The organism is Pseudomonas sp. UBA3149, assembly GCF_002364655.1.
GTDB lineage: Bacteria > Pseudomonadota > Gammaproteobacteria > Pseudomonadales > Pseudomonadaceae > Chryseomonas > Chryseomonas luteola.
The window spans coordinates 52872-76916 of record NZ_DEYV01000020.1 but is presented as its reverse complement, the minus strand read 5'-3'; the positions used below and the strand labels follow the sequence as shown (position 1 = coordinate 76916).

The window sequence follows — 24045 nt, the reverse complement described above, 5'->3', positions numbered from 1 at the left end:
TATGGCCTCGCTTGGCGGGCATCTGAGAACCCGCAATTGTACGACGTCGGCCGGGTGCGCGTCGAAACGTCGCGCCTGTGCCGGACAGGTCAAGACTGGTAAAATTGTGAGTGCTCTTCAGCAGTAATTGCCGCGTTGCCAAATTGGCAACGGTACAGCCAAGGGACAGCATGTCTGGGGTATAAGTCGGCATGCTTGGGCTTCGTCCCGCTTTCCTATATGTGGTCATTCTTTCGCTATTTTTAAAGTTATCCGGCACGATGAATTTTGAGGTGCCGACAAGAGGAGTATTCATGCACGATAAGCTCAGCGACCGCATGAGCGCTTTAGAGCGCCGCGCGGCGGTCGGACTGGCCCTTGTGTTTGCCTTTCGCATGCTTGGTATGTTCATGGTGTTACCGGTGCTGGCCACCTATGGTCAGGAGCTGGCAGATGCGACGCCAGCCCTCATCGGTTTGGCAATCGGTGCTTATGGTTTGACCCAGGCTGTACTGCAAATTCCCTTCGGTACGCTTTCTGATCGTATTGGTCGGCGGCCGGTTATCATTGCCGGCCTGCTGGTGTTTGCTGCAGGTGCTGCAGTGGCTGCTAATGCGCACAGCATATGGGGTGTTATTCTGGGTCGTGTCATTCAAGGGGGCGGAGCTATTTCTGCCGCCGTGATGGCACTGCTGTCCGATCTGACTCGCGAACAGCATCGTACGAAGGCCATGGCTACCATTGGAATGAGTATTGGCGTGTCCTTTGCGGTTGCAATGGTGTCCGGTCCTCTGCTGACGCGCTCGTTTGGTTTGTCAGGTCTCTTCTGGGCGACTTCTGCGCTGGCGCTGATTGGACTCCTGTTGATTCTTTTCCTCGTGCCCAAGGGGTCGCGCGTCATGCAACATCGCGAGTCCAGTGTTGCCAAACAGGCATTAGGCAAAACGTTGCGCAACAAGGACCTTTTGCGCCTGGACCTTGGCATTGGCGTATTGCATGCCGTGCTGATGTCCAGCTTTGTAGCGCTGCCATTGGCGCTGGCTGAGCATGCCGGGTTGCCCAAGGAGCAGCACTGGTGGGTTTATCTGGCTGCCTTGGTCGTAGGGTTCTTTGCCATGGTGCCCTTTATCATCTATGGCGAAAAGAAGCGGCAGATGAAGCGGGTGCTCGTGGGCGCTATTGCGGTACTGGCTTTGTGTGAGCTGTTTTTCTTTGCCTTTGATGAAAGTCTGACGGCACTGGTAATTGGTATCGTTGTGTTCTTTGCTGCCTTTAATCTGTTGGAAGCTTCACTGCCCTCGCTAGTAAGCAAGGTGGCCCCTGCTGGAGGAAAGGGGACGGCAATGGGCATCTATTCCACCAGTCAGTTTCTAGGTTCGGCGGCCGGTGGCATTCTGGGCGGCTGGCTGTTCCAGCATGGGGGGTTGAATACCGTTTTTCTAGGGTGTGCGGCGCTTTGTGTCGTTTGGCTGCTAATAGCTGTTACGATGCGCGAACCCCCTTATGTCACCAGTCTGCGCATGCCGTTGGCACCATCCGTTGCCCAGGATGCGGCATTGACTGATAGGCTAATGGCTTTGCCCGGCGTTACCGACGCGGTAGTCGTAACGGAAGAAGCTGCGGTCTACGTTAAAATAGATACCAAACAGGTCAATCGTGAGGCCTTGGAGCGGTTGGTAAATCCCGCGCCGGCAGCTTATTGATTGATAAGATTTCAGGAGAAGTAAATGGCTCGTGGTGTTAATAAAGTAATCCTGGTCGGGAACGTCGGCGGCGACCCGGAAACTCGTTATATGCCCAATGGCAATGCAGTGACCAATGTCACGCTGGCAACCAGTGATAGCTGGAAAGACAAGCAGACCGGCCAGCAGCAAGAGCGTACCGAGTGGCACCGCGTGGTTTTCTTTGGTAAGTTGGCTGAAATTGCCGGGGAATACCTGCGTAAAGGCTCACAGGTCTATGTGGAAGGTAGCTTGCGCACCCGTAAGTGGCAGGGCCAGGACGGACAGGACCGCTATACCACCGAGATCGTGGTAGATATCAACGGTACCATGCAGCTCCTGGGCGGCCGTGGTGGCGCGTCTGCTGGTGGTGGCGATGAATACAATCAGACTCAACAGGCGCCTCGGGCACCTCGTCCCCAGCAAGCTGCGGCGCCTCAGCGTGAAAACCGTCCGGCACCTGCGCCGCAGCAGCCGGCACCAGACTACGACAGCTTTGATGACGATATCCCCTTCTGATAGGTATTGAGCTGGTTCTGAACGAAAAGCCCGACTTGAAAGAGTTGGGCTTTTTTATTTTTACCGCTCAAGACGTGTGCTTCAGTTATTCCTGTTCGAGCCGATCTTTGAGGCTGCTTGTCCTTGTATTGGTGGATTGGCCTGGAAACAATAAAAACACTTTCATCTGTAGGATGTCTTTTCCTCTTTGCCCAGCGTCTATTGGTAACAGCCTCGCTGAAGAGGCACAACGGAGCTAACGAAGCCTCACTATGACTTTATTCGGCAAACCTCTGCGTCATTTGTGGGCCCATGATAAGGCCAGCTACAGTGTTCGTGTGTTTGTCGCCCTGACAGGGGCTATGGCCGTATGCTGGTATCTAGGGGATCTACGCTCCATTTCTCCTGTCTTTCTCGGAATTATTGCCTGTGCCCTGGCCGAGACCGATGACAATTGGCTGGGACGACTGAAGTCCCTGCTGGTAACGCTGGTCTGCTTTACTATCGCTGCGTTTTCTGTGGAGATACTGTTCCCTTATCCTTGGGTCTTTGTCTGCGGGCTGGCGCTGGCTACATTCTTGTTGACGTTGCTGGGCGCGCTTGGCGAGCGGTATGGCTCAATAGCCCAAGCAACAGTGATCTTGTCCATCTACGGAATGATCGGCGTGGATCAGCGGCTTGGAGGCGAGGTGCCGATCTGGCATGAGCCCGCGCTTTTGTTGGCGGGCGCAACGTGGTACGGCTTTCTATCGGTGCTATGGTGTGCCTTGTTTGCACATCAGCCGGTGCGGCAGCACCTAGCAGCTTTGTATTATGAACTGGGTCTCTTTCTACGCTACAAGGCTGATCTGCTTGAGCCGGTGCGTCAGGTAGATCTCCATGAGCGCCGTTTGAAACTGGCGCAGCAGAATGGGCGTGTTGTCGATGCACTGAACAAGGCCAAGGCCACTATTCTGATTCGCTTTGGCCGCTCAGGTAGACCAGGCGTACGTTCGGGGTTCTATTTCAAGCTCTATTTCATGGCTCAGGATATTCACGAGCGGGCCAGCTCTTCCCATTATCCTTATAGCGCATTGACCGAGGCGTTTTTCCATAGCGATGTACTGTTTCGTTGCCAGCGGTTGCTGAGTCTGCAGGCAAAGGCTTGTGCCTTGCTAGGTGAGGCTACTCGATTGCGTCAGCCCTTTGAGTATGGCCAGCAGAGTCATCAGGCTATGGCTGATCTGCACGCATCGATCGAACACCTCAAACAGCAGAACAACCCCCGTTGGCGTGGACTGTTACGTTCTCTGGATTCGTTATCCACCAATCTGACGACTCTGGAGCGCCAGCTTTCCAATGCCAGCCAGCCTGATGTCAATATAGGAGAGTTGGATACCAGCCTGCTTGATCCAACGCCGCGCTCCCTCAAGGACATGTTGCAACGCATACGGCTGCAACTTACGCCAACATCGCTTCTGTTTCGCCATGGGCTGAGAATGGCTATTGCTCTGGCTGCCGGCTATGGCATCTTGCATCTGATTCACCCGAACTACGGCTATTGGATATTGCTCACGACTGTTTTCGTATGCCGTCCAAATTATGGCGCTACACGGGTGCGCCTGGTTCAGCGAATAGTGGGTACCGTCATAGGTCTATTGTTGGGAAATGCCTTGCTGCAGCTTTTTGGCAGTACCGAGGCTCAGCTGTCGTTGGCGGTTATCGCAGGTACGGTCTTTTTCGTGACCCGGACCGATCGATATACCATCGCCACAGCGGCTATCACGGTCATGGTGCTGTTCTGCTTCAACCAGGTGGGCGATGGTTTCGGCCTGATCTGGCCGCGTCTGATCGATACCCTTATCGGTTGCCTAATTGCAGTATTGGCTGTCTTCTTTATCTTGCCCGACTGGCAGGGAAGACGCTTGCATCAGGTGATGGCCAACACACTGCTGACCAGCAATAACTACCTGCGTAGCGTTATCGACCAGTATCGCCACGGCAAGCGGGATGATCTGAACTACCGGGTGGCGCGGCGTAACGTACACAACGCAGACGCGACGTTATCGGCAGCACTGGCTAACATGTTGCGAGAGCCTGGGCATTTTCGCCGTAATTTAGAGGCAGGGTTTCGCTTTCTGGCGCTATCCAATACCTTGTTGGGTTATCTCTCAGCATTAGGGGCTCACCGTATACAGCTGGCTGAGCATCCCGTAGATGTCCTGATTGAAAAAGCCATGGACCGCTTGAGCGCAGGGCTGCTTGAAATAGCCCAAGCGCTCAATGAGCGGCGTTCTCTGGTGCCTACGGCAGAAGAAGAAAATGCCTTGGCTGATGAGCTGGAACAGTTTCCGGATGATCTTGACGATGGGCATCGTCTGGTACTGACCCAATTGGCCTTGATCAGCCGTCTGCTACCCAACCTCAAGAGCGCAGCGGCCTATGTGCTACGTGCGCCAAAAGAAAATACCGAAGATGAGACAACCGTTGAGGCTGTCCCATCCTGACGCGGATGACGAAAGCTTCCGCTATGCTGCACAATGATGACACTGTCGGCGTGCCTGTTTTCAGGCACGCCATTTATGATTAGATTTTGGAAGATACCCGAACTCCATGCGCATGCGCCTCATGCTGTTGGGCGGCGGTAATGCCCTGGGTCAGGCGCTGATCCGTCTGGGTGCTGAAGAAGATATTCACTTTCTTGCACCTCGTCCGCCAGCGCAGGGCTGGAACGCCAGCCACCTGACTCAGTTGCTTGATGACACCCGTCCCGATGTAATTATCAACCTGGCCTATTATTTCGACTGGTTTCAGGCCGAGCACGTCGATGATGACCAGCTCTCTCGGCAGGCCAGCGCTATCGAGCGGCTGGCTGAACTCTGCCAACATTACTCAATTGCCTTGATACAGCCCTCCAGCTACCGTGTTTTCGATGGGAGTAGAGCGAGTGCGTATAGCGAGAAAGATGAGCCCAATCCTCTTGGTGTGCGCGGACAGGCGCTATTGACTATAGAGCAAACAGTACGTGCCTTGTGCCCCCAGCATGTTCTGTTGCGATTGGGATGGCTTCTGGATGAAAGCCCGCAAGGTGAACTGGACCGTTTCCTGTCGCGGGCTGAGGTAGGGCAATTGATGCCGCTTGCTGATGACCGTCGTGGAAGCCCAACCCCTGTCGATGACGCCGGGCGGGTTATCCTAGCCGTCATCAAGCAACTGGATTGCAGTGCTCCTCTGTGGGGGACCTATCATTACGGCGGTATTGAGGCTGTTACTCAATTGACGCTGGGACAGGCGATTATTGCCGAGGCCCTGACTCTGCACGGGATGCCAGAGCCGAACCTTGAGCCAAGAGCTCATGGCGCGACTCTTGATGCTTCTGAAGAGCCGCAAAATGCAGTGTTAGCTTGCAGAAAGATTTTGAACACGTTTGGCGTCAAGCCGCGTAACTGGCGTAGCGGAATGTCCGCTTTGCTGGACCGTTATTATCGGCAAACAGGAAGTCGCCATGACTGAGCAACCAATTCTCATAACGGGCGGAGCCGGGTTCATCGGTTCTCATCTGGTTGATGTGCTACTAGCCAAAGGCAAACGTGTCCGGGTACTGGACGATTTCTCTACCGGTAAACGGGACAATCTCCCAGCAGATAATGCTTGGTTGGAAATCATTCAAGGGGACGTGGCCGATACCGATACGGTCCACCAAGCGATGACAGGTTGCTGTGCTGTTGTGCATTTGGCGGCTGTCGCCTCTGTTCAGGCGTCGGTAGACAACCCAGTTAGTACGCATCAGAGCAATTTTATAGGCACGTTGAATGTCTGCGAAGCCATGCGCAAGCATCATGTTCGCCGTGTGGTTTTTGCTTCAAGTGCTGCGGTATATGGGCCGAACGGAGAAGGACAGGCCATTGCCGAGGAAACGCCCAAGGCGCCGCTTACGCCCTATGCAGCTGATAAGCTGGCTGGCGAGTATTACTTTGATTTCTACCGCCGTGAGCACGCTCTGGAGCCGGTCGTCTTCCGGTTCTTCAATATATATGGCCCTCGGCAGGATCCGTCTTCACCATACTCGGGGGTCATCAGTATTTTTACAGATCGAGCACGTCAGGGAGAGCCAATAACCGTTTACGGCGATGGCGAACAGACCCGCGATTTTGTATATGTGGGCGATCTGGTAGGGCTTATTGTCCAAGGTCTTGAAAGCGCTGAACCCGTGGTTGGGCCTGTCAACGTAGGACACGGCCAAGTCGTTAGCCTGAATCAATTGTTACAGGAAGTTGGCGACTTAGTAGGCGGTCTTCCCAAGATCACACATGCAGCAACACGCGCAGGTGATATCCGTCATTCAAAAGCAGATAACTCGCGTCTCAAGGCATATTTCACTTTTGATCACGTTACGTCTATACGTGAGGGGCTGAGCCTGTTGTTAAAGACAGACAGCTAACCATGGCGCCCCCATAAAAAAGCCCTGTCAACCGGGGCTTTTTTATTTGAAATAGATAATGGAATCTATTCGTTCTGTGTATCAATGGGGGCTGGCGTAGGGACTGGAGTCGACTGTGTTCTATCGATTTCCTGCTGGATCTGCTCTTCAACTGAGCCAGGTGCTGGCGGTTGATCAACCGGCTGCTGAGGTTGTTGTTGAGCGGGCTGGTCCGCTGGGCTGGAAGTCTCTGGGGCAGCGGTTTGACCGTCTGTGCCCATGATTTCCTGTTCCCGAGTAACACCCGGTTTGAAGTCGCCGGCGAGGCCTACAAGATGATCGCTGTCATCGAAAACCAGGCTCACACGCTCCTGCTGGCGCTGACCGCCACCCGGCTGCATGCTATAGAGGTAATCCCAGCGATTAGCGTGAAAAGTATCGGTAATCAGGGGGCTCCCCATGATAAACCTTACTTGTCGTCGGGTCATTCCTGGGCGAAGCTGGTCTATCATGTCCTGCGTGACAACGTTGCCCTGCTGGATATCAATTTTGTAGACCCCCGGAAAAGAACATCCGGCGAGCGTGGCGAGGCTCAGAAAGGTAAGCCCGGTCAGCGTTAGCTTGAGGTTTTGCATCGGGGGAAGACTTCCACTATCTTGCTAGGCAATGAACTCTGATCATACCTGCATTCCGAAGTGCTGCGAAGCGTTCGAAGCCGAGAAAGAACATGGTTGAAAATAACGAGCTCCGTAAAGCCGGGCTAAAAGTGACTCTTCCAAGGGTCAAGATCCTGCAAATGCTGGATTCCGCCGGTCAGCGCCATATGAGTGCTGAAGATGTATACAAGGCGTTAATGGAGGCCGGCGAGGATGTCGGACTCGCTACTGTTTATCGTGTATTGACCCAGTTTGAAGCCGCTGGACTGGTGGATCGCCACAATTTCGATGGCGGTCATGCCGTGTTTGAGCTGGCGGATACGGGACATCATGATCATATGGTGTGTGTAGACTCAGGCGAGGTCATCGAGTTCACCGATGCCTCAATCGAAAAGCGTCAGCGTGAGATTGTTGAGGAGCACGGCTATGAGCTGGTCGATCACAATCTTGTGCTGTACGTCAAAAAAAGAAAATAAGCCTTGCTGCGCAATAAAAAACAGCGGCCTTTGCCGCTGTTTTTGTTTCGTCTTAACGCTGTTATTTCGCTGTAACCATCTTTTTGGCATGCGCAAGGGATTCGCGCGTTAGGTCGATGCCCCCTAGCATGCGGGCCACTTCCTCAATGCGGCGCTGTTTGTCGAGTATCGCAACCGCCGTCCGTGTTTCACTGACGCCACGCTCCTTGTGAACAAAGAGGTGGTGATGTCCCTGAGCCGCTACTTGTGGCAGGTGAGTAACGGTTAAAACCTGTCCATCTTCGCCGAGGCGTCGTAGCAATTGACCTACAATTTCAGCGGTAGGCCCGCCGATCCCTACATCCACTTCGTCGAATACAAGCGTAGGGACGCGTGACGTCTGGGCTGTGATGACCTGAATGGCCAAGCTGATACGAGACAGCTCGCCTCCTGACGCTACCTTAGCCAGAGTTTTCAACGGCTGACCAGGGTTTGCGCTTACGCGAAACTCCACCGTTTCTTGACCGTAAGGTTGCAGGTCGTCTGAGGGTTCAGGCTGTAGCGTAATAGAGAAACGACCGCCAGGCATGCCGAGGCGCTGCATCTCTGTCTCTACGGCTGCCGCCAACTCGGGCGCACGGGTTTGTCGCCGTTCGCTCAGTTCATTGGCCTTTTCTTGATAATGACGTGCATACGCTGCCAGCTCTTCCTGGAGGCGCTCAACCGCTGCATCATCAGCATTAAGCGACTCGAGCTCACTCTGAAGCTGTGTCTGCAAGTGAACAAGTTCTTCGGGCTGTACGCGATGTTTACGCGCCATGGTGTAGATGGCATCCAGGCGCTCCTGTACTACCTGTTGGCGCTCTGGATCGGCCTCGAAGTTATCGATAAAGCGGTTGAGTTCGGACACGGCTTCTTCGATCTGTATCTGCGCCGAACCAATCAGGTTTGTCGCTTCCTCCAGCGGTTTGGGCGCATGACTGAATCCGCCCAGGCGGTGAGTGCTTGTGTTCAGGGCCGACAGGACGTTGCCGCCTTCACCCTCACTGCATAGGTCGATGACCTGACGACAGGCAACAAGAAGCTGCTCTGCGCTGGCTAGTGTCTTCTGCTCCTGTTCAAGTGCTTCGATTTCTCCTTCGCTCAAAGCGAGATTTGCCAGCTCTTCAAGCTGGTAACTCAGCAACTGATAGCGAGCTCGTTGTTCTTCACTGCTACTCGACAGTCGCTCAAGGGTTTGCTTGGTCTGGCGCCACCGCTGTGAAGCCAGCTGTACCTGGCGTGCCAGCTCTTTTGCCTCGGCAAATTCATCCAGCAAGCGGCGATGGGTATCCGTTTTCAGCAGAGACTGATGTTCATGCTGGCTATGGATGTCGATGAGCAGGCTGCCCAATGCCTTAAGGTCCCCTTGAGGGCAGGGCGACCCGTTGATGTAGGCCCGTGAGCGGCCTTCGGCTGTAATAACACGGCGCAAAATACACAACCCATCATTATCAAGGTCTCGCTCAGCCAGCCAGCTTTGCGCCTCGGGGATGCGTTTCAGATCAAAGGTGGCCAGGATGTCCGCCTTGTCAGCGCCAGGGCGTACTACGCCGCTATCTGCCCTGTCGCCCATGGTAAGGCCGAGCGCATCGAGCATGATCGATTTGCCGGCGCCCGTTTCGCCGGTAATCACTGTCATGCCACGCTCAAGTTCAAGATCGAGATGTTCAACAATCGCGTAATTACGGACGGACAGATGCACCAGCATGTGGGTGGGCTCCGAAATCTGTTGATCTGGTTATTTATTCAGTGGTGTTCATTTATACAGTTTTTCTTTTCGTTCTGGCAATAAGCTCAACCCTTGAAGCTTTAAATGCCGGCCCCATATAGCGGGCAGAACCGCAGGCTTTGCAGCGCTTTATATGGCGCCTCGCCTGCCAACTGATTCGACAGGAGGACGACATGGCTGACGAACAAAATCCAGATATTCAAAAGCCTGAAACCAATCAAGACGCCCAGGCTTCTCAGGGAGATGACCTGGCTGCTCGCGTAGCGTCATTGGAAGAGCAGTTAGCGGCTGCACAAGATCAGATGCTGCGTAGCGCGGCTGAGTTGCAGAACGTCCGTCGCCGCGCTGAGCAGGATGTCGAGAAAGCGCACAAGTTTGCCTTGGAAAAGTTCGCGGGCGACCTATTGGCTGTGATCGATAGCCTTGAGCGTGGTCTTGAGATGTCGGATGCCAACAACGAGGCGCTGCGTCCCATGCGTGAAGGCATGGAGCTGACGCTCAAGGTTTTCCAGGACACGCTCAAGCGTTACCAGGTAGAGGTCATTGATCCGCATGGTGCGCCCTTTAATCCAGAGCATCACCAGGCTATGGCAATGGAAGAAAGTGCCAATGTCGAGCCGGGCAGCGTGCTGAAAGTATTCCAGAAGGGCTATTCCATCAATGGGCGCCTGTTGCGTCCGGCCATGGTGGTTGTTAGCAAAGCACCTTCGAATCAGCAGCCGACAATTAACGAAAAGGCTTGAAATAATCTGCTCGATCCCCATTTGGTGAAACAACCGAGCAAAAAAGATCCGCAGACGGATCGCATGGAATCAAGATTTCTGGAGAGTGAACATGGGTAAGATCATTGGTATCGACCTGGGGACGACCAACTCCTGCGTGGCCATCCTCGAAAACGGCAATGTAAAGGTGCTTGAGAACGCTGAAGGCGCTCGCACCACGCCGTCCATTATTGCCTACACCAACGATGGCGAAACACTGGTAGGTCAGCCTGCTAAGCGTCAGGCGGTGACTAACCCGCAAAACACGCTGTACGCCGTCAAGCGTCTGATCGGCCGCCGCTTCGAAGAGAATGTGGTACAGAAAGATATCCAGATGGTGCCTTACAGCATCGTCAAGGCAGACAATGGTGATGCGTGGGTAGAAGTGAAGGGCCAGAAGATGGCTCCTCCGCAGATTTCTGCCGAAGTGCTGAAAAAGATGAAGAAAACCGCCGAGGATTACCTGGGCGAGACAGTAAGCGAAGCGGTAATTACCGTTCCGGCCTACTTCAATGACAGCCAGCGTCAGGCTACCAAGGATGCCGGTCGTATCGCAGGGTTGGATGTTAAGCGAATCATCAACGAGCCGACGGCTGCTGCGCTGGCGTATGGCCTGGACAAGGCCAAGGGCGACCACACCGTTATCGTGTACGATCTGGGTGGCGGTACCTTCGACGTGTCCGTGATTGAAATCGCGGAAGTGGATGGGGAACACCAGTTCGAAGTACTGGCGACCAATGGTGATACCTTCCTGGGTGGTGAAGACTTCGATATTCGTCTGATCGACTATCTAGTAGATGAATTCAAAAAAGAAAGCGGCATCAACCTCAAGGGTGATCCGCTGGCTATGCAGCGTCTGAAAGAAGCTGCTGAGAAAGCCAAGATCGAGCTTTCTTCTGCTCAACAGACTGATGTGAACCTGCCGTACATTACCGCAGACGCAACAGGTCCCAAGCACCTGAACGTGAAGATCTCTCGTGCCAAGCTGGAGTCGCTGGTTGAGGACTTGGTCGAGCGCACCATCGAGCCCTGCCGCACGGCGCTAAAGGATGCCGGTATCGATGTGTCCAGCATCGATGAGGTGATCCTGGTTGGTGGTCAGACGCGTATGCCTCTGGTTCAGAAGCGCGTAGCTGAGTTCTTTGGCAAGGAAGCACGTAAAGATGTCAATCCTGACGAAGCGGTAGCTATTGGCGCTGCGATTCAGGGTGCCGTACTGGCAGGTGACGTTAAAGACGTTCTGCTGCTAGACGTAAGTCCGCTGACGCTGGGCATCGAAACCATGGGCGGCGTGATGACTCCGCTGATCGAGAAAAACACTACGATTCCAACCAAAAAGTCGCAGGTGTTCTCGACGGCAGATGATAACCAGAGCGCTGTGACTATTCATGTGCTGCAGGGTGAGCGTAAGCAGGCTGCACAGAACAAGTCCCTGGGTAAGTTTGACCTGGCTGAGATTCCGCCAGCACCCCGTGGCGTACCGCAGATCGAGGTCACATTCGATATTGATGCCAACGGTATTCTGCATGTGTCTGCCAAGGACAAGGCCACTGGTAAGCAGCAGTCCATTATCATCAAGGCGTCTTCTGGTCTTTCCGAAGAAGAGATCCAGCAGATGGTTCGTGATGCCGAAGCCAATGCTGATGAGGACCGTAAGTTCGAAGAGCTGGTAACTGCACGTAACCAGGGCGATGCGCTGGCGCACGGCACGCGCAAGATGCTTACCGAAGCGGGTGACAAGGCGAGCGCTGACGAAAAAGCGGCCATCGAAAAAGCTCTTGGTGAGCTTGAAGCAGCGGTGAAGGGTGATGACAAAGAGGCCATCGAGGCCAAGATGAACGCTTTGTCTCAGGCTTCTGCTCCGTTGGCTCAGAAGATGTATGCTGAGCAGCCTGCTCCAAATGCAGAAGGCGCAGCCAAGGCAGATACCAACAGCAGCGACAAGCCTGCCGGCGATGACGTTGTGGATGCCGAGTTCGAAGAGGTCAAGGACAATAAGTAAGCCTCGCGCTTGCTTGAGCCCCGGCAGGTCACTTGACCTGCCTGATCCGCTGCGCGGGAGCCTGCCTCCCGCGTTGGCGTGTCTGGAGGGTTGAAAAATGAAGGTGCAGGAAACTTATGGCCAAGCGTGATTATTACGAGATTCTTGGTGTCGAGCGTGGCGCTAGTGATGCTGACCTGAAAAAGGCTTACAGGCGCCTTGCGATGAAATATCACCCGGACCGTAATCCGGGCGATAAGGCCGCTGAGGAAAAATTCAAAGAGGCCAATGAGGCCTATGAAGTGCTGTCCGATGCGGGTAAGCGCTCTGCATACGACCAATATGGGCATGCAGGGGTTGATCCCAGCATGGGGGCTGGTGGCTTCGGCGCCGGAGCGGCAGGTGCCAGCTTCTCCGACATATTTGGCGATGTGTTTAGTGACTTCTTTGGTAACGCTCGTGGAGGAGGACGTGGTGGTCCGCAGCGTGGCGCAGACCTGCGTTATACGCTGGATCTAGACCTTGAAGAGGCTGTGCGTGGCACTAATGTCACGATCCGTGTCCCAACACTGGTCGGGTGTAAGACCTGTGATGGCAGCGGTGCAAAGCCCGGCACGTCGCCAACTACCTGTACTACCTGTGGTGGTATTGGTCAGGTTCGCATGCAGCAAGGCTTCTTTTCGGTTCAGCAGACCTGTCCGCGGTGTCATGGCACTGGCAAGATCATTCCTGAGCCATGCCAGACCTGTCATGGTCAGGGGCGTATCGAAGAGCAGAAGACGCTGTCGGTCAAGGTTCCGGCAGGTGTTGATACCGGTGACCGCATCCGCCTTTCTGGCGAGGGCGAGGCGGGAACGATGGGTGGGCCGGCCGGCGATCTATACGTGGTTGTGAACGTTCGTGAGCATGCCATCTTCCAGCGTGACGGTAAGCATCTCTACTGTGAAGTGCCGATCAGCTTTGCCGATGCGGCGCTAGGAGGCGAGCTGGAAGTGCCAACGCTCGACGGTCGCGTGAAGCTCAAGATTCCAGAAGCCACCCAGACAGGCAAAATGTTCCGCTTGCGCGGTAAGGGTGTTGTGCCTGTGCGCGGGGGTGGTGCGGGTGATCTGATGTGCCGTGTGGTGGTCGAGACGCCTGTCAATCTGGACAAGCGCCAGCGTGAGCTGCTCGAAGAGTTCCGTAATACACTTCAAGGCAATAGCTCGCACTCGCCGCGTGCCAGTGGGTGGTTCGATGGTATGAAGCGTTTTTTCGACGATCTATAAGCTAGGCGGGCACAGGCCTGGCGGCGTGTCGGCCTGTTGCTAGCGGCATGGAGCATAACAATGCGACGTATAGCAGTAATGGGCGCCGCCGGGCGCATGGGTAAGACGCTGGTTGAAGCCGTGCAGCAAACCAGTGGTGCGGCGGGACTGACGGCAGCGGTGGATCGTCCTGACAGTACCCTGGTTGGAGCAGATGCCGGTGAGTTGGCTGGCATTGGTCGTATCGGTGTGCCTTTATCTGGCGATCTGGCGCGGGTTGCCGATGAGTTCGATGTGCTGATTGATTTTACTCATCCAACCGTAACGCTACAGAATCTGACTTATTGCCGTCAGGCAGGCAAGGCCATGGTCATTGGAACCACCGGCTTTACTGCAGAGCAGAAACTTATGCTCATGGAGGCGAGTAAACAGGTTCCGATCGTGTTTGCAGCCAATTTCAGTGTAGGCGTCAACCTGTGTTTGAAGCTTCTTGACACGGCTGCTCGTGTTCTTGGAGATGAAGTTGACATTGAAGTTATCGAGGCTCACCACCGGCATAAAGTCGATGCTCCTTCCGGTACAGCGTTACGTATGGGTGAGGTCGTTGCGCAAGCCTTGGGTCGAGATCTGAATGAGGTGGCTGTATACGGTCGTGAGGGGCAGACCGGAGCACGTGACCGCAAGACGATTGGTTTTGCTACTGTCCGGGCGGGCGATGTGGTTGGAGACCATACGGTATTGTTTGCTGCCGAGGGCGAGCGAGTCGAGATTACCCACAAGGCGTCAAGTCGCATGACCTTTGCAAAGGGTGCGGTCCGCGCAGCCCTGTGGCTGGAGGGGAAAGAGCCTGGCCTTTACGACATGCAGGATGTTTTAGGGCTGCGTTAAATTATCTTTTCGCTAGGCGCTTATGGGATGCGCTTAGAGGTGCTTTAGATTATCTAGTTTCGTTTTGGCATCTAAGGCGATGAGCTGCATCAATAAGTGTGGATTTGCTCAAATAATTTCCGTATAATGCAGCTTTAGTGTGTCCACTAAAGCCAGCGCAGCATGATCTAATAAAAAAGCGGGATGCGGTTCATACCACATCCCGCTTTTTTACAGCCTGCGTTTGCCTCTTCAGACTAGATTTTGGGAGGTCTCTTGACTAAGCCAGCCATTCTCGCACTTGCCGATGGCACGATTTTCCACGGAGAATCCATCGGTGCCGACGGTCTTACAGTCGGTGAGGTGGTGTTTAATACCGCTATGACCGGCTATCAGGAAATCCTCACCGATCCTTCCTATGCCAAGCAACTCGTAACCCTCACTTATCCTCATATTGGCAACACCGGTACGACACCTGAAGACGGTGAGGCCAATCAGGTATGGGCCTCCGGCCTGATTATTCGTGATCTCCCCCTGGTAGCCAGCAACTGGCGTAACAAGCAGTCACTTCCTGACTATCTTCGTGCCAATCAGACTGTAGCCATTGCTGGAATCGATACCCGCAAGCTGACCCGTATTCTGCGTGAAAAGGGCGCTCAAAACGGTTGCATTCTTGCAGGTGATGACATCACTGAGGCGCAGGCGCTTGAAGCAGCCCGTGCGTTCCCAGGCCTCAAGGGAATGGATCTTGCCAAAGAGGTGAGCGTCAAGCAGTCCTACGAATGGCGCCGCTCTGTTTGGGGTCTGGAGACAGATAGTGCTCCAGAGATTCCGGCTGACCAGTTGCCTTACCATGTGGTTGCGTTTGACTACGGTGTCAAATACAACATCCTCAGGATGCTGGTTGCTCGCGGCTGCCGAATTACTGTTCTGCCCGCGCAAACCCCAGCTAGCGAAGCCTTGGCGTTAAATCCTGATGGTATATTCCTAGCCAATGGTCCGGGAGATCCTGAGCCCTGTGATTATGCAATCCAGGCTATTCAGGAAGTGCTCGAAACAGACATTCCCGTTTTTGGTATCTGTTTGGGGCATCAGCTTTTAGCGTTGGCCTCTGGTGCGCGTACAGTGAAAATGCCTAACGGGCACCATGGTGCAAACCACCCGGTGCAGGACCTCGATACGGGTGTTGTGATGATCACCAGTCAAAACCACGGTTTTGCTGTAGATGAAGCGACATTGCCGGGCAACGTTCGTGCAACTCACAAGTCGCTGTTCGACGGTACCCTCCAGGGCATCGAGCGTACTGATAAGGTCGCGTTCAGCTTCCAGGGTCATCCGGAAGCAAGTCCGGGGCCGCATGATGTGGCGCCACTGTTTGATCGCTTCATCAATGCCATGGCGGGGCGGCGTTAATAAATGGCCTGGTCGGAGTTGGGTATCACTGACCTTTGGACATATATAGCGGGTGTGATTTTCGTCGTATTGCTGCCCGGTCCCAACTCCCTCTTTGTGCTGGCGTCCTCTGCAAGAAGAGGCGTTGCAGCCGGTTATCGTGCTGCCTTTGGCGTCTTCTTTGGGGATGCGTTGCTTATGACGCTATCCGCGTTGGGAGTAGCCTCACTCCTGAAAGCCGAGCCCCTGTTTTTCATGGGACTCAAGTACCTGGGCGCAGCTTATCTACTGTATCTAGGTGTAGGAATATTACGTGGCGCTTGGCGTCAGTGGCGTTATCCCCTGTCGCCCATTGAGCAGCAGACTCAAGAAGAGGGCATCGACAAGCCTTTTAGAAAGGCACTTCTATTGAGTTTGTCGAATCCAAAGGCCATTTTGTTCTTTGTGTCTTTCTTCATACAGTTTGTCGATCCCGGGTACGCTCATCCAGGGTTGGCATTCGGGGTGCTCGGGCTGATCCTTGAAGTGATTAGCGCGATATACCTCAGTTTTCTGATTTTTACCGGTGTGCGTTTGGCGGCCTGGTTCCGCCAGCGGCAGCGGCTCGCCGCCAGTGCCAATACTGGTGTAGGCGCATTATTCGTTGGCTTTGGTGTGAAGCTGGCGACCGCAACTCTGACTTGATTACTGCAACGAGAATCCCATGCCCAAGCGTACAGACATAAAGAGCATCCTGATCCTCGGTGCCGGCCCTATCGTTATCGGCCAGGCCTGCGAATTCGATTACTCCGGTGCACAGGCCTGTAAGGCCCTGAAAGAAGAAGGTTTCCGCGTCATTCTGGTGAACTCCAATCCGGCCACCATTATGACTGACCCATCCATGGCTGATGCGACCTACATCGAGCCTATCAAGTGGGCGACGGTAGCTAAAATCATTGAGAAAGAGCGCCCTGACGCGCTGCTGCCTACCATGGGTGGCCAGACAGCGTTGAACTGTGCGCTGGACCTTGAACGTCATGGCGTCCTGGAAAAGTTTGGCGTCGAAATGATCGGTGCCAATGCTGATACGATTGATAAGGCAGAGGACCGCTCCCGTTTCGACAAGGCCATGCGTGCCATCGGCCTGGCCTGTCCGCGCTCGGGTATTGCCCACAGCATGGAAGAGGCGTACGGCGTGCTGGAGCAGGTTGGTTTCCCTTGCATCATCCGCCCATCCTTCACTATGGGTGGCAGTGGTGGCGGTATTGCCTATAACCGTGAAGAATTCGAAGAGATTTGCTCTCGCGGTCTGGACCTTTCACCAACCAACGAGCTTTTGATCGATGAGTCTCTGATCGGTTGGAAGGAATACGAAATGGAAGTTGTCCGCGACAAAAAGGACAACTGCATCATCGTCTGCTCCATCGAAAACTTCGATCCTATGGGGGTGCATACGGGCGACTCCATCACCGTTGCGCCTGCGCAGACGCTAACCGATAAGGAATACCAGATCATGCGTAACGCCTCCCTGGCGGTGCTGCGTGAAATTGGTGTAGAAACCGGTGGCTCCAACGTGCAGTTCGGTATCTGCCCTGATACAGGTCGCATGGTTGTCATCGAGATGAACCCACGTGTCAGCCGCTCTTCAGCGCTGGCATCCAAGGCCACAGGTTTCCCGATTGCCAAAATTGCAGCCAAACTCGCAGTTGGCTACACGCTGGACGAGCTGCAGAACGACATTACCGGTGGGCGCACCCCAGCATCGTTCGAGCCGGCTATCGACTATGTCGTAACCAAGATACCGCGCTTTGCCTTTGAGAAATTCCCTAAGGCTGATGCCCGCCTGACTACCCAGATGAAATCGGTGGGTGAGGTAATGGCGATCGGTCGTACCTTCCAGGAATCGGTCCAAAAAGCATTGCGTGGCCTGGAGGTTGGCGTAAACGGATTTGATCCCAAGCTCAATCCAGAAGATCCTGAAGCCGATAGCATTCTCAGGCGCGAACTTACAGTGCCTGGCGCAGAGCGTATCTGGTACGTCGGAGATGCGTTCCGTCGTGGTTTGAGCGTTGAGCGTGTGTTTGAGCTGACCAAGATCGATCCGTGGTTCCTGGTACAGATCGAAGACCTGATCAAGGATGAAGAAAAGGTCAAAACCCTGGGGTTGGCGGATATCGATCGTAATCTCATGTGGAAGCTCAAGCGCAAGGGCTTCTCAGATGCACGTCTGGCCAAGCTGCTCGGTGTGACGGAAAAAAGCCTGCGTCGCCATCGCTACAAGCTGGAAGTGCTCCCAGTCTACAAGCGTGTCGATACCTGCGCCGCAGAGTTCGCGACCGACACTGCGTACATGTACTCCACGTATGAGGAGGAGTGTGAGGCCAACCCATCCAGCCGTGACAAGATCATGGTGATTGGAGGTGGTCCCAACCGTATCGGACAAGGTATCGAGTTCGACTACTGCTGTGTTCATGCGGCTCTGGCTATGCGTGAAGATGGTTATGAAACCATCATGATCAACTGCAACCCCGAAACCGTGTCGACGGATTACGACACGTCTGACCGCCTGTATTTTGAGCCGGTTACGCTTGAGGACGTGTTGGAAATCGTGCGTGTCGAGCAGCCTAAGGGTGTAATCGTTCAGTTCGGTGGCCAGACACCGTTGAAGCTGGCTCGCGCGCTGGAGGAGGCCGGGGTTCCGATTATCGGTACCAGTCCCGATGCAATCGATCGTGCTGAGGATCGTGAGCGCTTCCAGCAGATGATCGAGCGTTTGAATCTGCGCCAGCCGCCGAATGCTACTGCTCGCAGCGAAGAAGAAGCGATTGCTGGTGCCAAGCGTATCGGTTATCCGTTGGTGGTTCGCCCTTCATATGTGTTGGGTGGCCGTGCCATGGAAATCGTTTACGAAGAAGAAGAACTCAAGCGCTACATGCGTGAAGCGGTGCAGGTGTCCAATGATAGCCCTGTGTTGCTGGATCACTTTCTGAACTGTGCGATAGAAGTAGACGTGGATGCAGTATGTGACGGCAAGGACGTAGTCATTGGCGCTATCATGCAGCACATCGAGCAGGCGGGTATCCACTCGGGTGATTCGGCGTGCTCATTGCCTCCGTACTCCCTGCCGGCACACATACAGGATGAAATGCGTGAGCAGATCCGGAAAATGGCGCTGGAGCTTGGCGTGGTCGGACTGATGAACGTGCAGTTGGCCCTTCAGGGGAACGATGTTTATGTGCTGGAAGTAAACCCGCGTGCCTCCCGTACAGTTCCATTCGTTTCCAAGTGCATTGGCGAGTCACTGGCCAAGGTGGCGGCACGTGTAATGGCGGGTAAAACCCTGGAAGAGATCGGGTTTACCAAGGAGATCATTCCGCCTTATTACAGTGTTAAGGAGGCAGTGTTCCCCTTCGCCAAATTCCCTGGCGTCGATCCGCTTCTCGGCCCAGAAATGAAATCTACCGGAGAGGTCATGGGCGTAGGCGACAGCTTCGCCGAGGCATTCTCGAAAGCCCAGTTGGGTGCGAGTGAGATTCTTCCTAATAGTGGTTGTGCCTTTATCAGTGTTCGGGATGACGATAAGCCTTTTGTCGCTGAAGTCGCTAAAGAGCTGGTTGAGCTGGGCTTTGAGGTTGTTGCTACGGCTGGTACGGCCCGTGTCATTGAGGATGCTGGCCTGCCGGTTCGCCGTGTTAACAAGGTTACTGAAGGTCGCCCACACGTTGTCGACATGATCAAAAATGATGAAATTACATTGGTGATCAATACAACCGAAGGTCGTCAGTCTATTGCTGACTCCTACTCAATTCGCCGGAATGCGCTTCAACACAAGATCTGCTGCACGACAACGCTTGCAGGCGGCCAAGCGATTTGTGAAACTTTGAAGTTTGGTGCAGAAAAGTCTGTGCGCCGGCTTCAAGATTTACATGCAGGAATCAAGGCATGAACAAATATCCTATGACAATCCAGGGCGCTCGCGCCCTGGAGGAAGAGCTCAAGCATCTCAAGGCGGAGCTTCGTCCCCAAATTACACAGGCGATTGCCGAGGCGCGCGAGCTGGGTGATTTGAAAGAAAATGCGGAATATCATGCGGCTCGCGAGCAGCAGGGTATGGTCGAGGCGCGTATTCGTGATATCGAAGGGCGTTTATCCAATGCCCAGGTAATCGATATCACAACGATTCCGCGCTCGGGCAAGGTGATTTTTGGTACAACCGTTGAGATCATAAACGTTGATACGGACGAGTCGGTGACGTATCAGATCGTTGGTGACGACGAGGCAGATATAAAGTCTGGCAAGATCTCGGTTAGTTCTCCAATTGCTCGCGCATTAATCGGCAAGCAAGAGGGCGACGCGGTGATCGTCAAGACCCCGGGTGGCGATGTTGAATACGAAATCGTCGAAGTGCGTCATATCTGATGTAGGTAGCCAGCTGTCCAATCGCTTCCCTTGAGGTAGCGATTGGAGGCGGGTAGGCAGGTTGTCAAAAGATGACTTGTCGAACAAGCATTAAGGTGAGAGGTCTGCCCAAGGTGGGCCTGCTTTCTCTTCCCATCAGACAGAATGCAGTTATCTGTATGCCTGATTCGTCCCGGGCATTACAGGCTGTGGCGGACTACGTTTGAAAGCGAACGGTTCTGCGGCTGAGCCTTGCGATAGATAAGTGCCATTTTGCCAATGGTCTGAATCAGGTCGCATTTGGCGGACTGGCAAAGTTCTTCCATTAGGGTTCGCCGATCTTCGCGCTCACTTAAATTGAACTTGACCTTGATGAGTTCATGATCGTTGAGTGCCCGCTCAAGCTCAGCCAGTACACCTTCAGTAAGACCATTTTCACCTACTATCAATACAGGCTTTAAATGGTGTCCGATAGATTTGAATTGCTTTTTCTGCTCTTGATTGAGAGCCATAATTAAACCCCAGAGAAAAGGTATCTATTGTACCCTAGCGGCTAGGTATAGCCCAGAAGGACAGGATAAAGTACGCGTGGCTCGATCAGAAAAGCAGCGTGTTTTTGCTCAGGTAACATTGTTCAGAGTGTTTTCGCGCAACATAAAGTTTTGAACGAATTGGCGAGGCGACTAGTGGAGCTTCCGAAGACCTTGTTATTTCTGATAGGGCCCCAATATGTGGGGTTTGAGTACAGTAAGTCAGCTGCAAGCTAAGTATTTTGTAAGCTGACGCCTGATCCTGCGCAGTGTCTACTGCGTCCGGCTGGTGAATTCTTAATCAAAATATTTCAAGACGAGGGGTTTGGCAGTTACCTAAAGCTGGAGCGGGAGAACTTCGACAAGGTTGTTATGCGCACGTCTTCTGCGTCACAAGATCGTCTGCATGAGCAGTATTTGCTGGTGCGAGGCCTAAAGGTAACGCGCAGTCAGATGCAACGGCAGACTCTTCTGAAAGTCTCAGCTAAAGTGAGAAGAGCGACGGATCTCATAAAGGGTTACAGACGGCCGCTGCTCAGCGTCAGCGTTGTGTAGTAACTTACCGGCCAATAGCCGGTTTCGATACGAACGGTTCCAAGCGAAGCCGGCTCAGAGGGTAGTCAATTGAACGATATGGCAAAGAATCTGATTCTGTGGCTCATCATCGCGGCCGTACTGGTCACGGTGATGAACAATTTCTCCAGTCCCAATGAGCCGCAAACGCTCAATTATTCTGACTTCATTCAACAAGTGAAGGACGGTCAGGTTGAGCGTGTGACTGTCGACGGTTACGTCATCACGGGAAAACATCGTGGCGGCGATACGTTCAAGACGGTTCGGCCTGCTATTCAGGACAACGGTCTGATTGGTGATCTGGTCAACAATAATGTGGTCATTGAAGGCAAAATGCCTGAACAGCAGAGCATCTGGACGCAGCTACTTGTAGCGAGCTTCCCGATTCTGGTGATCATTGCCGTATTTATGTTCTTCATGAGGCAGATGCAAGGCGGCGCAGGTGGACGCGGCGGCCCCATGAGCTTCGGAAAGAGCAAGGCACGACTACTATCTGAAGATCAGGTGCGAACAACGTTCGCAGATGTTGCTGGCTGTGACGAGGCAAAAGAAGAAGTTACTGAGCTGGTAGAGTTTCTACGTGACCCCGGTAAGTTCCAGCGCCTGGGCGGACGTATTCCTCGTGGTGTGCTGATGGTAGGTCCGCCCGGTACAGGCAAGACCCTGTTGGCAAAGGCTGTTGCCGGTGAGGCCAAGGTACCTTTTTTCACTATCTCAGGTTCCGACTTCGTTGAAATGTTCGTGGGCGTTGGTGCTAGCCGCGTTCGTGACATGTTTGATCAGGCGAAAAAACATGCGCCCTGCATTATTTTTATCGACGAGATCGATGCGGTTGGCCGCCACCGTGGAGCGGGTATGGGCGGTGGTCATGATGAGCGTGAGCAGACCCTGAACCAATTGCTGGTTGAGATGGACGGCTTCGAAATGAATGACGGTATCATCGTCATAGCTGCTACCAACCGTCCTGATGTACTTGACCCTGCTTTACTACGCCCGGGTCGCTTCGATCGTCAGGTCGTAGTAGGTCTTCCAGATATTCGTGGTCGTGAGCAAATCCTTAAGGTTCACATGCGGAAAGTTCCAATGGGAGATCGTGTGGATGCCGCTGTTATTGCGCGTGGCACCCCGGGGTTTTCGGGCGCTGACCTTGCCAATCTGGTAAACGAAGCCTCTCTATTTGCAGCGCGTTCCAATAAGCGCACCGTAGATATGCGTGAATTCGAGTTGGCCAAAGACAAGATCATGATGGGCGCAGAGCGCAAGACAATGGTCATGTCCGAGAAGGAGAAGCGCAACACTGCTTATCACGAGGCGGGGCACGCTATCGTAGGTCGCCTGGTGCCTGAGCATGACCCTGTCTACAAGGTCTCGATTATTCCTCGTGGACGCGCTTTAGGTGTAACCATGTTCCTGCCTGAGGAGGATCGTTACAGTCTGTCCAAGCGGGCACTGGAGAGTCAGATCTGCTCGCTGTTTGGAGGACGAATCGCTGAGGAGATGACGCTTGGCTTCGAAGGTGTCACTACTGGCGCTTCGAATGACATCATGCGCGCTACTCAGTTGGCTCGCAATATGGTCACCAAGTGGGGCTTGTCTGAAAAGCTCGGCCCGCTACTCTACGGTGAGGAAGAAAGTGAAAGCTTCCTGGGTCGTGGTTCGGGTGGTGGTAGCGGCAGCATGTCAGGTGAGACAGCCAAAGAGATCGACTCTGAAATCCGGCGAATCATCAATGACTGTTACAACACAGCCAAGCGTCTGTTGGATGAGAATCGAGACAAGCTGGAAATGATGTCTGACGCTCTGATGAAGTACGAGACGATTGATGCTGATCAGATCGACGACATCATGGCAGGTCGTGTGCCGAGGGAGCCGCGTGATTGGCAGGACGGTTCAGGTCCTACCGGCACCAATGCTACTCAAGGAGATAGTCGTCCCGAAACACCAATAGGTGGACCGGCAGGCGAGCACTAATTTCTCCATGATTCCTGTTTCAATCCAAACCCGACTGCTTTGCGGCAGTCGGGTTCTTGATTTATCACATCCCCATGTCATGGGGATCCTCAATGTCACCCCTGATTCCTTTTCTGATGGCGGCCGGTTCAATACCTTGGATAGCGCGCTGTTTCATGCACGTGCTTTGGTATCGGCAGGTGCCACCCTTGTTGATATTGGCGGCGAGTCAACAAGGCCTGGAGCTCCTGCTGTTTCAGAGGACGAAGAGCTCAGTCGGGTAGTGCCTGTAGTTGAAGCTATATCCAAAGAATTGGACGTTATCATTTCGGTTGATACCTCTTCACCTCAGGTGATGCTTGAGAGTGCAAAGGTGGGGGCGGGACTGATTAATGACGTGCGTGCCTTGAAGCGTCCCGGTGCGCTTGAGGCTGCCGCCGCAACAGGCTTACCTGTCTGTCTGATGCATATGCAGGGTGAGCCTGGGACAATGCAGCAAAACCCTCATTATGAGGATGTGGTTACCGATGTGATTGCCTTCCTGAGTGAGCGGGTTGCTGCTTGTGAAAAGGAAGGGATTCGTCGCGACCAACTTATTCTTGATCCTGGCTTCGGGTTTGCCAAAACGCTTGAGCATAACCTTGTTCTGTTCAAGCGTATGCCAGAGTTGTTTGAGCTGGCGTTGCCGCTGTTAGTAGGCGTTTCACGTAAGAGCATGATCGGGGCGGTCCTGACCAGGCCTGTCGAAGAGCGTTTATATGGCAGTCTCGCTTTAGCTGCACTCGCGGTTGCCAAGGGAGCCAGTATTATCCGGGTGCATGATGTAGAGCAGACGGTTGATGTTATAAAAATGATTGCTGCGGTAGAGCAGGCTTAAGGCAAGGCGAT

The 24045-nt window shown here is 53.8% G+C and carries 20 protein-coding genes; 17 read left to right on the top strand and 3 right to left on the bottom strand.

Going from position 1 to position 24045, the window contains the following annotated elements:
* The first annotated feature begins 293 nt into the window (after positions 1 to 293).
* The 5 genes from B3729_RS12900 (at position 294) to B3729_RS12880 (ending at position 6618) form a co-directional block, all read left to right on the top strand.
* Positions 294 to 1682, top strand: a complete 1389-nt coding sequence (locus tag B3729_RS12900) for an MFS transporter (RefSeq protein ID WP_286788094.1) — start codon at positions 294 to 296, stop codon at positions 1680 to 1682.
* Between the two features lie 24 nt (positions 1683 to 1706).
* On the top strand, positions 1707 to 2219 hold the full coding sequence (ssb, locus tag B3729_RS12895) for a single-stranded DNA-binding protein (RefSeq protein ID WP_019366098.1): 513 nt from the start codon (positions 1707 to 1709) through the stop codon (positions 2217 to 2219).
* Between the two features lie 251 nt (positions 2220 to 2470).
* On the top strand, positions 2471 to 4684 hold the full coding sequence (gene yccS, locus B3729_RS12890; protein ID WP_286788093.1) for a YccS family putative transporter: 2214 nt from the start codon (positions 2471 to 2473) through the stop codon (positions 4682 to 4684).
* 106 nt (positions 4685 to 4790) lie between these two features.
* Positions 4791 to 5690 carry a sugar nucleotide-binding protein gene (locus tag B3729_RS12885; RefSeq protein ID WP_010796788.1) on the top strand — a complete coding sequence of 300 codons (900 nt, stop codon included), beginning with the start codon at positions 4791 to 4793 and terminating at the stop codon, positions 5688 to 5690.
* The gene (locus tag B3729_RS12880) at positions 5683 to 6618 is read left to right on the top strand and encodes an NAD-dependent epimerase/dehydratase family protein (RefSeq protein WP_286788092.1); all 936 of its coding nucleotides are present in this window, start codon (positions 5683 to 5685) and stop codon (positions 6616 to 6618) included. The genes B3729_RS12885 and B3729_RS12880 overlap by 8 nt, the downstream gene beginning before the upstream one ends.
* Before the next feature lie 65 nt (positions 6619 to 6683).
* Here the strand turns inward: B3729_RS12880 and B3729_RS12875 are convergent, their stop codons facing one another.
* A complete protein-coding gene (locus B3729_RS12875; RefSeq protein WP_010796790.1) occupies positions 6684 to 7232 on the bottom strand; it encodes an outer membrane protein assembly factor BamE in 549 nt (182 codons plus the stop codon).
* A 92-nt stretch (positions 7233 to 7324) separates the two neighbouring features.
* On the opposite strand from B3729_RS12875, the gene fur reads away from it, so the two are divergent.
* The gene (gene fur / locus B3729_RS12870) at positions 7325 to 7729 is read left to right on the top strand and encodes a ferric iron uptake transcriptional regulator (RefSeq protein WP_010796791.1); all 405 of its coding nucleotides are present in this window, start codon (positions 7325 to 7327) and stop codon (positions 7727 to 7729) included.
* Positions 7730 to 7790: 61 nt separating this feature from the next.
* Here the strand turns inward: fur and recN are convergent, their stop codons facing one another.
* Positions 7791 to 9458, bottom strand: coding sequence for a DNA repair protein RecN (gene recN, locus B3729_RS12865; protein WP_010796792.1), 1668 nt, complete (start codon positions 9456 to 9458; stop codon positions 7791 to 7793).
* A gap of 194 nt (positions 9459 to 9652) precedes the next feature.
* On the opposite strand from recN, the gene grpE reads away from it, so the two are divergent.
* The 8 genes from grpE to greA all read left to right on the top strand — a co-directional run bounded on the left by grpE (position 9653) and on the right by greA (position 20125).
* The gene (gene grpE / locus B3729_RS12860) at positions 9653 to 10222 is read left to right on the top strand and encodes a nucleotide exchange factor GrpE (RefSeq protein WP_019366093.1); all 570 of its coding nucleotides are present in this window, start codon (positions 9653 to 9655) and stop codon (positions 10220 to 10222) included.
* A 91-nt stretch (positions 10223 to 10313) separates the two neighbouring features.
* Positions 10314 to 12242: a molecular chaperone DnaK gene (dnaK, locus tag B3729_RS12855; RefSeq protein WP_286788091.1), complete on the top strand. Its 1929-nt coding sequence runs from the start codon at positions 10314 to 10316 to the stop codon at positions 12240 to 12242.
* A 116-nt stretch (positions 12243 to 12358) separates the two neighbouring features.
* Positions 12359 to 13489 carry a molecular chaperone DnaJ gene (gene dnaJ, locus B3729_RS12850; RefSeq protein ID WP_010796795.1) on the top strand — a complete coding sequence of 377 codons (1131 nt, stop codon included), beginning with the start codon at positions 12359 to 12361 and terminating at the stop codon, positions 13487 to 13489.
* Between the two features lie 60 nt (positions 13490 to 13549).
* Positions 13550 to 14356, top strand: coding sequence for a 4-hydroxy-tetrahydrodipicolinate reductase (gene dapB, locus B3729_RS12845; protein ID WP_010796796.1), 807 nt, complete (start codon positions 13550 to 13552; stop codon positions 14354 to 14356).
* A gap of 255 nt (positions 14357 to 14611) precedes the next feature.
* Entirely contained in the window at positions 14612 to 15748 is a 1137-nt protein-coding gene (gene carA, locus B3729_RS12840; RefSeq protein ID WP_125888616.1) for a glutamine-hydrolyzing carbamoyl-phosphate synthase small subunit, read from the top strand.
* Between the two features lie 3 nt (positions 15749 to 15751).
* Positions 15752 to 16411, top strand: a complete 660-nt coding sequence (gene leuE / locus B3729_RS12835; RefSeq protein ID WP_010796798.1) for a leucine efflux protein LeuE — start codon at positions 15752 to 15754, stop codon at positions 16409 to 16411.
* 19 nt (positions 16412 to 16430) lie between these two features.
* Positions 16431 to 19652 (top strand): carbamoyl-phosphate synthase large subunit, encoded by a 3222-nt coding sequence (gene carB, locus B3729_RS12830; RefSeq protein WP_286788090.1) that lies wholly within the window; start codon positions 16431 to 16433, stop codon positions 19650 to 19652.
* Entirely contained in the window at positions 19649 to 20125 is a 477-nt protein-coding gene (gene greA / locus B3729_RS12825) for a transcription elongation factor GreA (RefSeq protein WP_286788089.1), read from the top strand. The genes carB and greA overlap by 4 nt, the downstream gene beginning before the upstream one ends.
* A gap of 179 nt (positions 20126 to 20304) precedes the next feature.
* On the opposite strand, the gene yhbY is transcribed toward greA, so the two are convergent.
* On the bottom strand, positions 20305 to 20616 hold the full coding sequence (gene yhbY, locus B3729_RS12820) for a ribosome assembly RNA-binding protein YhbY (protein ID WP_010796801.1): 312 nt from the start codon (positions 20614 to 20616) through the stop codon (positions 20305 to 20307).
* Between the two features lie 267 nt (positions 20617 to 20883).
* Between yhbY and B3729_RS12815 the strand changes: the two genes are divergently transcribed.
* The 3 genes from B3729_RS12815 (at position 20884) to folP (ending at position 24034) form a co-directional block, all read left to right on the top strand.
* Complete coding sequence (locus tag B3729_RS12815) at positions 20884 to 21189, top strand: SAM-dependent methyltransferase (protein WP_312125553.1); 306 nt, start codon at positions 20884 to 20886, stop codon at positions 21187 to 21189.
* 78 nt (positions 21190 to 21267) lie between these two features.
* Positions 21268 to 23178: an ATP-dependent zinc metalloprotease FtsH gene (gene ftsH / locus B3729_RS12810; protein ID WP_019366086.1), complete on the top strand. Its 1911-nt coding sequence runs from the start codon at positions 21268 to 21270 to the stop codon at positions 23176 to 23178.
* 7 nt (positions 23179 to 23185) lie between these two features.
* Positions 23186 to 24034 (top strand): dihydropteroate synthase, encoded by an 849-nt coding sequence (gene folP, locus B3729_RS12805; protein WP_286788088.1) that lies wholly within the window; start codon positions 23186 to 23188, stop codon positions 24032 to 24034.
* Positions 24035 to 24045 lie beyond the last annotated feature (11 nt).

Excerpts from the sequence above, each read along its gene's own strand:
- grpE (WP_019366093.1), top strand. The coding sequence starts at position 9,653 with ATGGCTGACGAACAAAATCCAGATATTCAAAAGCCTGAAACCAATCAA.
- ftsH (WP_019366086.1), top strand. The coding sequence starts at position 21,268 with ATGGCAAAGAATCTGATTCTGTGGCTCATCATCGCGGCCGTACTGGTC.
- greA (WP_286788089.1), top strand. The coding sequence starts at position 19,649 with ATGAACAAATATCCTATGACAATCCAGGGCGCTCGCGCCCTGGAGGAA.
- B3729_RS12880 (WP_286788092.1), top strand. The coding sequence starts at position 5,683 with ATGACTGAGCAACCAATTCTCATAACGGGCGGAGCCGGGTTCATCGGT.
- yhbY (WP_010796801.1), bottom strand. The coding sequence starts at position 20,616 with ATGGCTCTCAATCAAGAGCAGAAAAAGCAATTCAAATCTATCGGACAC.
- B3729_RS12885 (WP_010796788.1), top strand. The coding sequence starts at position 4,791 with ATGCGCATGCGCCTCATGCTGTTGGGCGGCGGTAATGCCCTGGGTCAG.
- recN (WP_010796792.1), bottom strand. The coding sequence starts at position 9,458 with ATGCTGGTGCATCTGTCCGTCCGTAATTACGCGATTGTTGAACATCTC.
- fur (WP_010796791.1), top strand. The coding sequence starts at position 7,325 with ATGGTTGAAAATAACGAGCTCCGTAAAGCCGGGCTAAAAGTGACTCTT.
- dnaJ (WP_010796795.1), top strand. The coding sequence starts at position 12,359 with ATGGCCAAGCGTGATTATTACGAGATTCTTGGTGTCGAGCGTGGCGCT.
- yccS (WP_286788093.1), top strand. The coding sequence starts at position 2,471 with ATGACTTTATTCGGCAAACCTCTGCGTCATTTGTGGGCCCATGATAAG.
- carB (WP_286788090.1), top strand. The coding sequence starts at position 16,431 with ATGCCCAAGCGTACAGACATAAAGAGCATCCTGATCCTCGGTGCCGGC.
- B3729_RS12875 (WP_010796790.1), bottom strand. The coding sequence starts at position 7,232 with ATGCAAAACCTCAAGCTAACGCTGACCGGGCTTACCTTTCTGAGCCTC.
- dnaK (WP_286788091.1), top strand. The coding sequence starts at position 10,314 with ATGGGTAAGATCATTGGTATCGACCTGGGGACGACCAACTCCTGCGTG.
- dapB (WP_010796796.1), top strand. The coding sequence starts at position 13,550 with ATGCGACGTATAGCAGTAATGGGCGCCGCCGGGCGCATGGGTAAGACG.
- ssb (WP_019366098.1), top strand. The coding sequence starts at position 1,707 with ATGGCTCGTGGTGTTAATAAAGTAATCCTGGTCGGGAACGTCGGCGGC.
- B3729_RS12900 (WP_286788094.1), top strand. The coding sequence starts at position 294 with ATGCACGATAAGCTCAGCGACCGCATGAGCGCTTTAGAGCGCCGCGCG.
- leuE (WP_010796798.1), top strand. The coding sequence starts at position 15,752 with ATGGCCTGGTCGGAGTTGGGTATCACTGACCTTTGGACATATATAGCG.
- folP (WP_286788088.1), top strand. The coding sequence starts at position 23,186 with ATGATTCCTGTTTCAATCCAAACCCGACTGCTTTGCGGCAGTCGGGTT.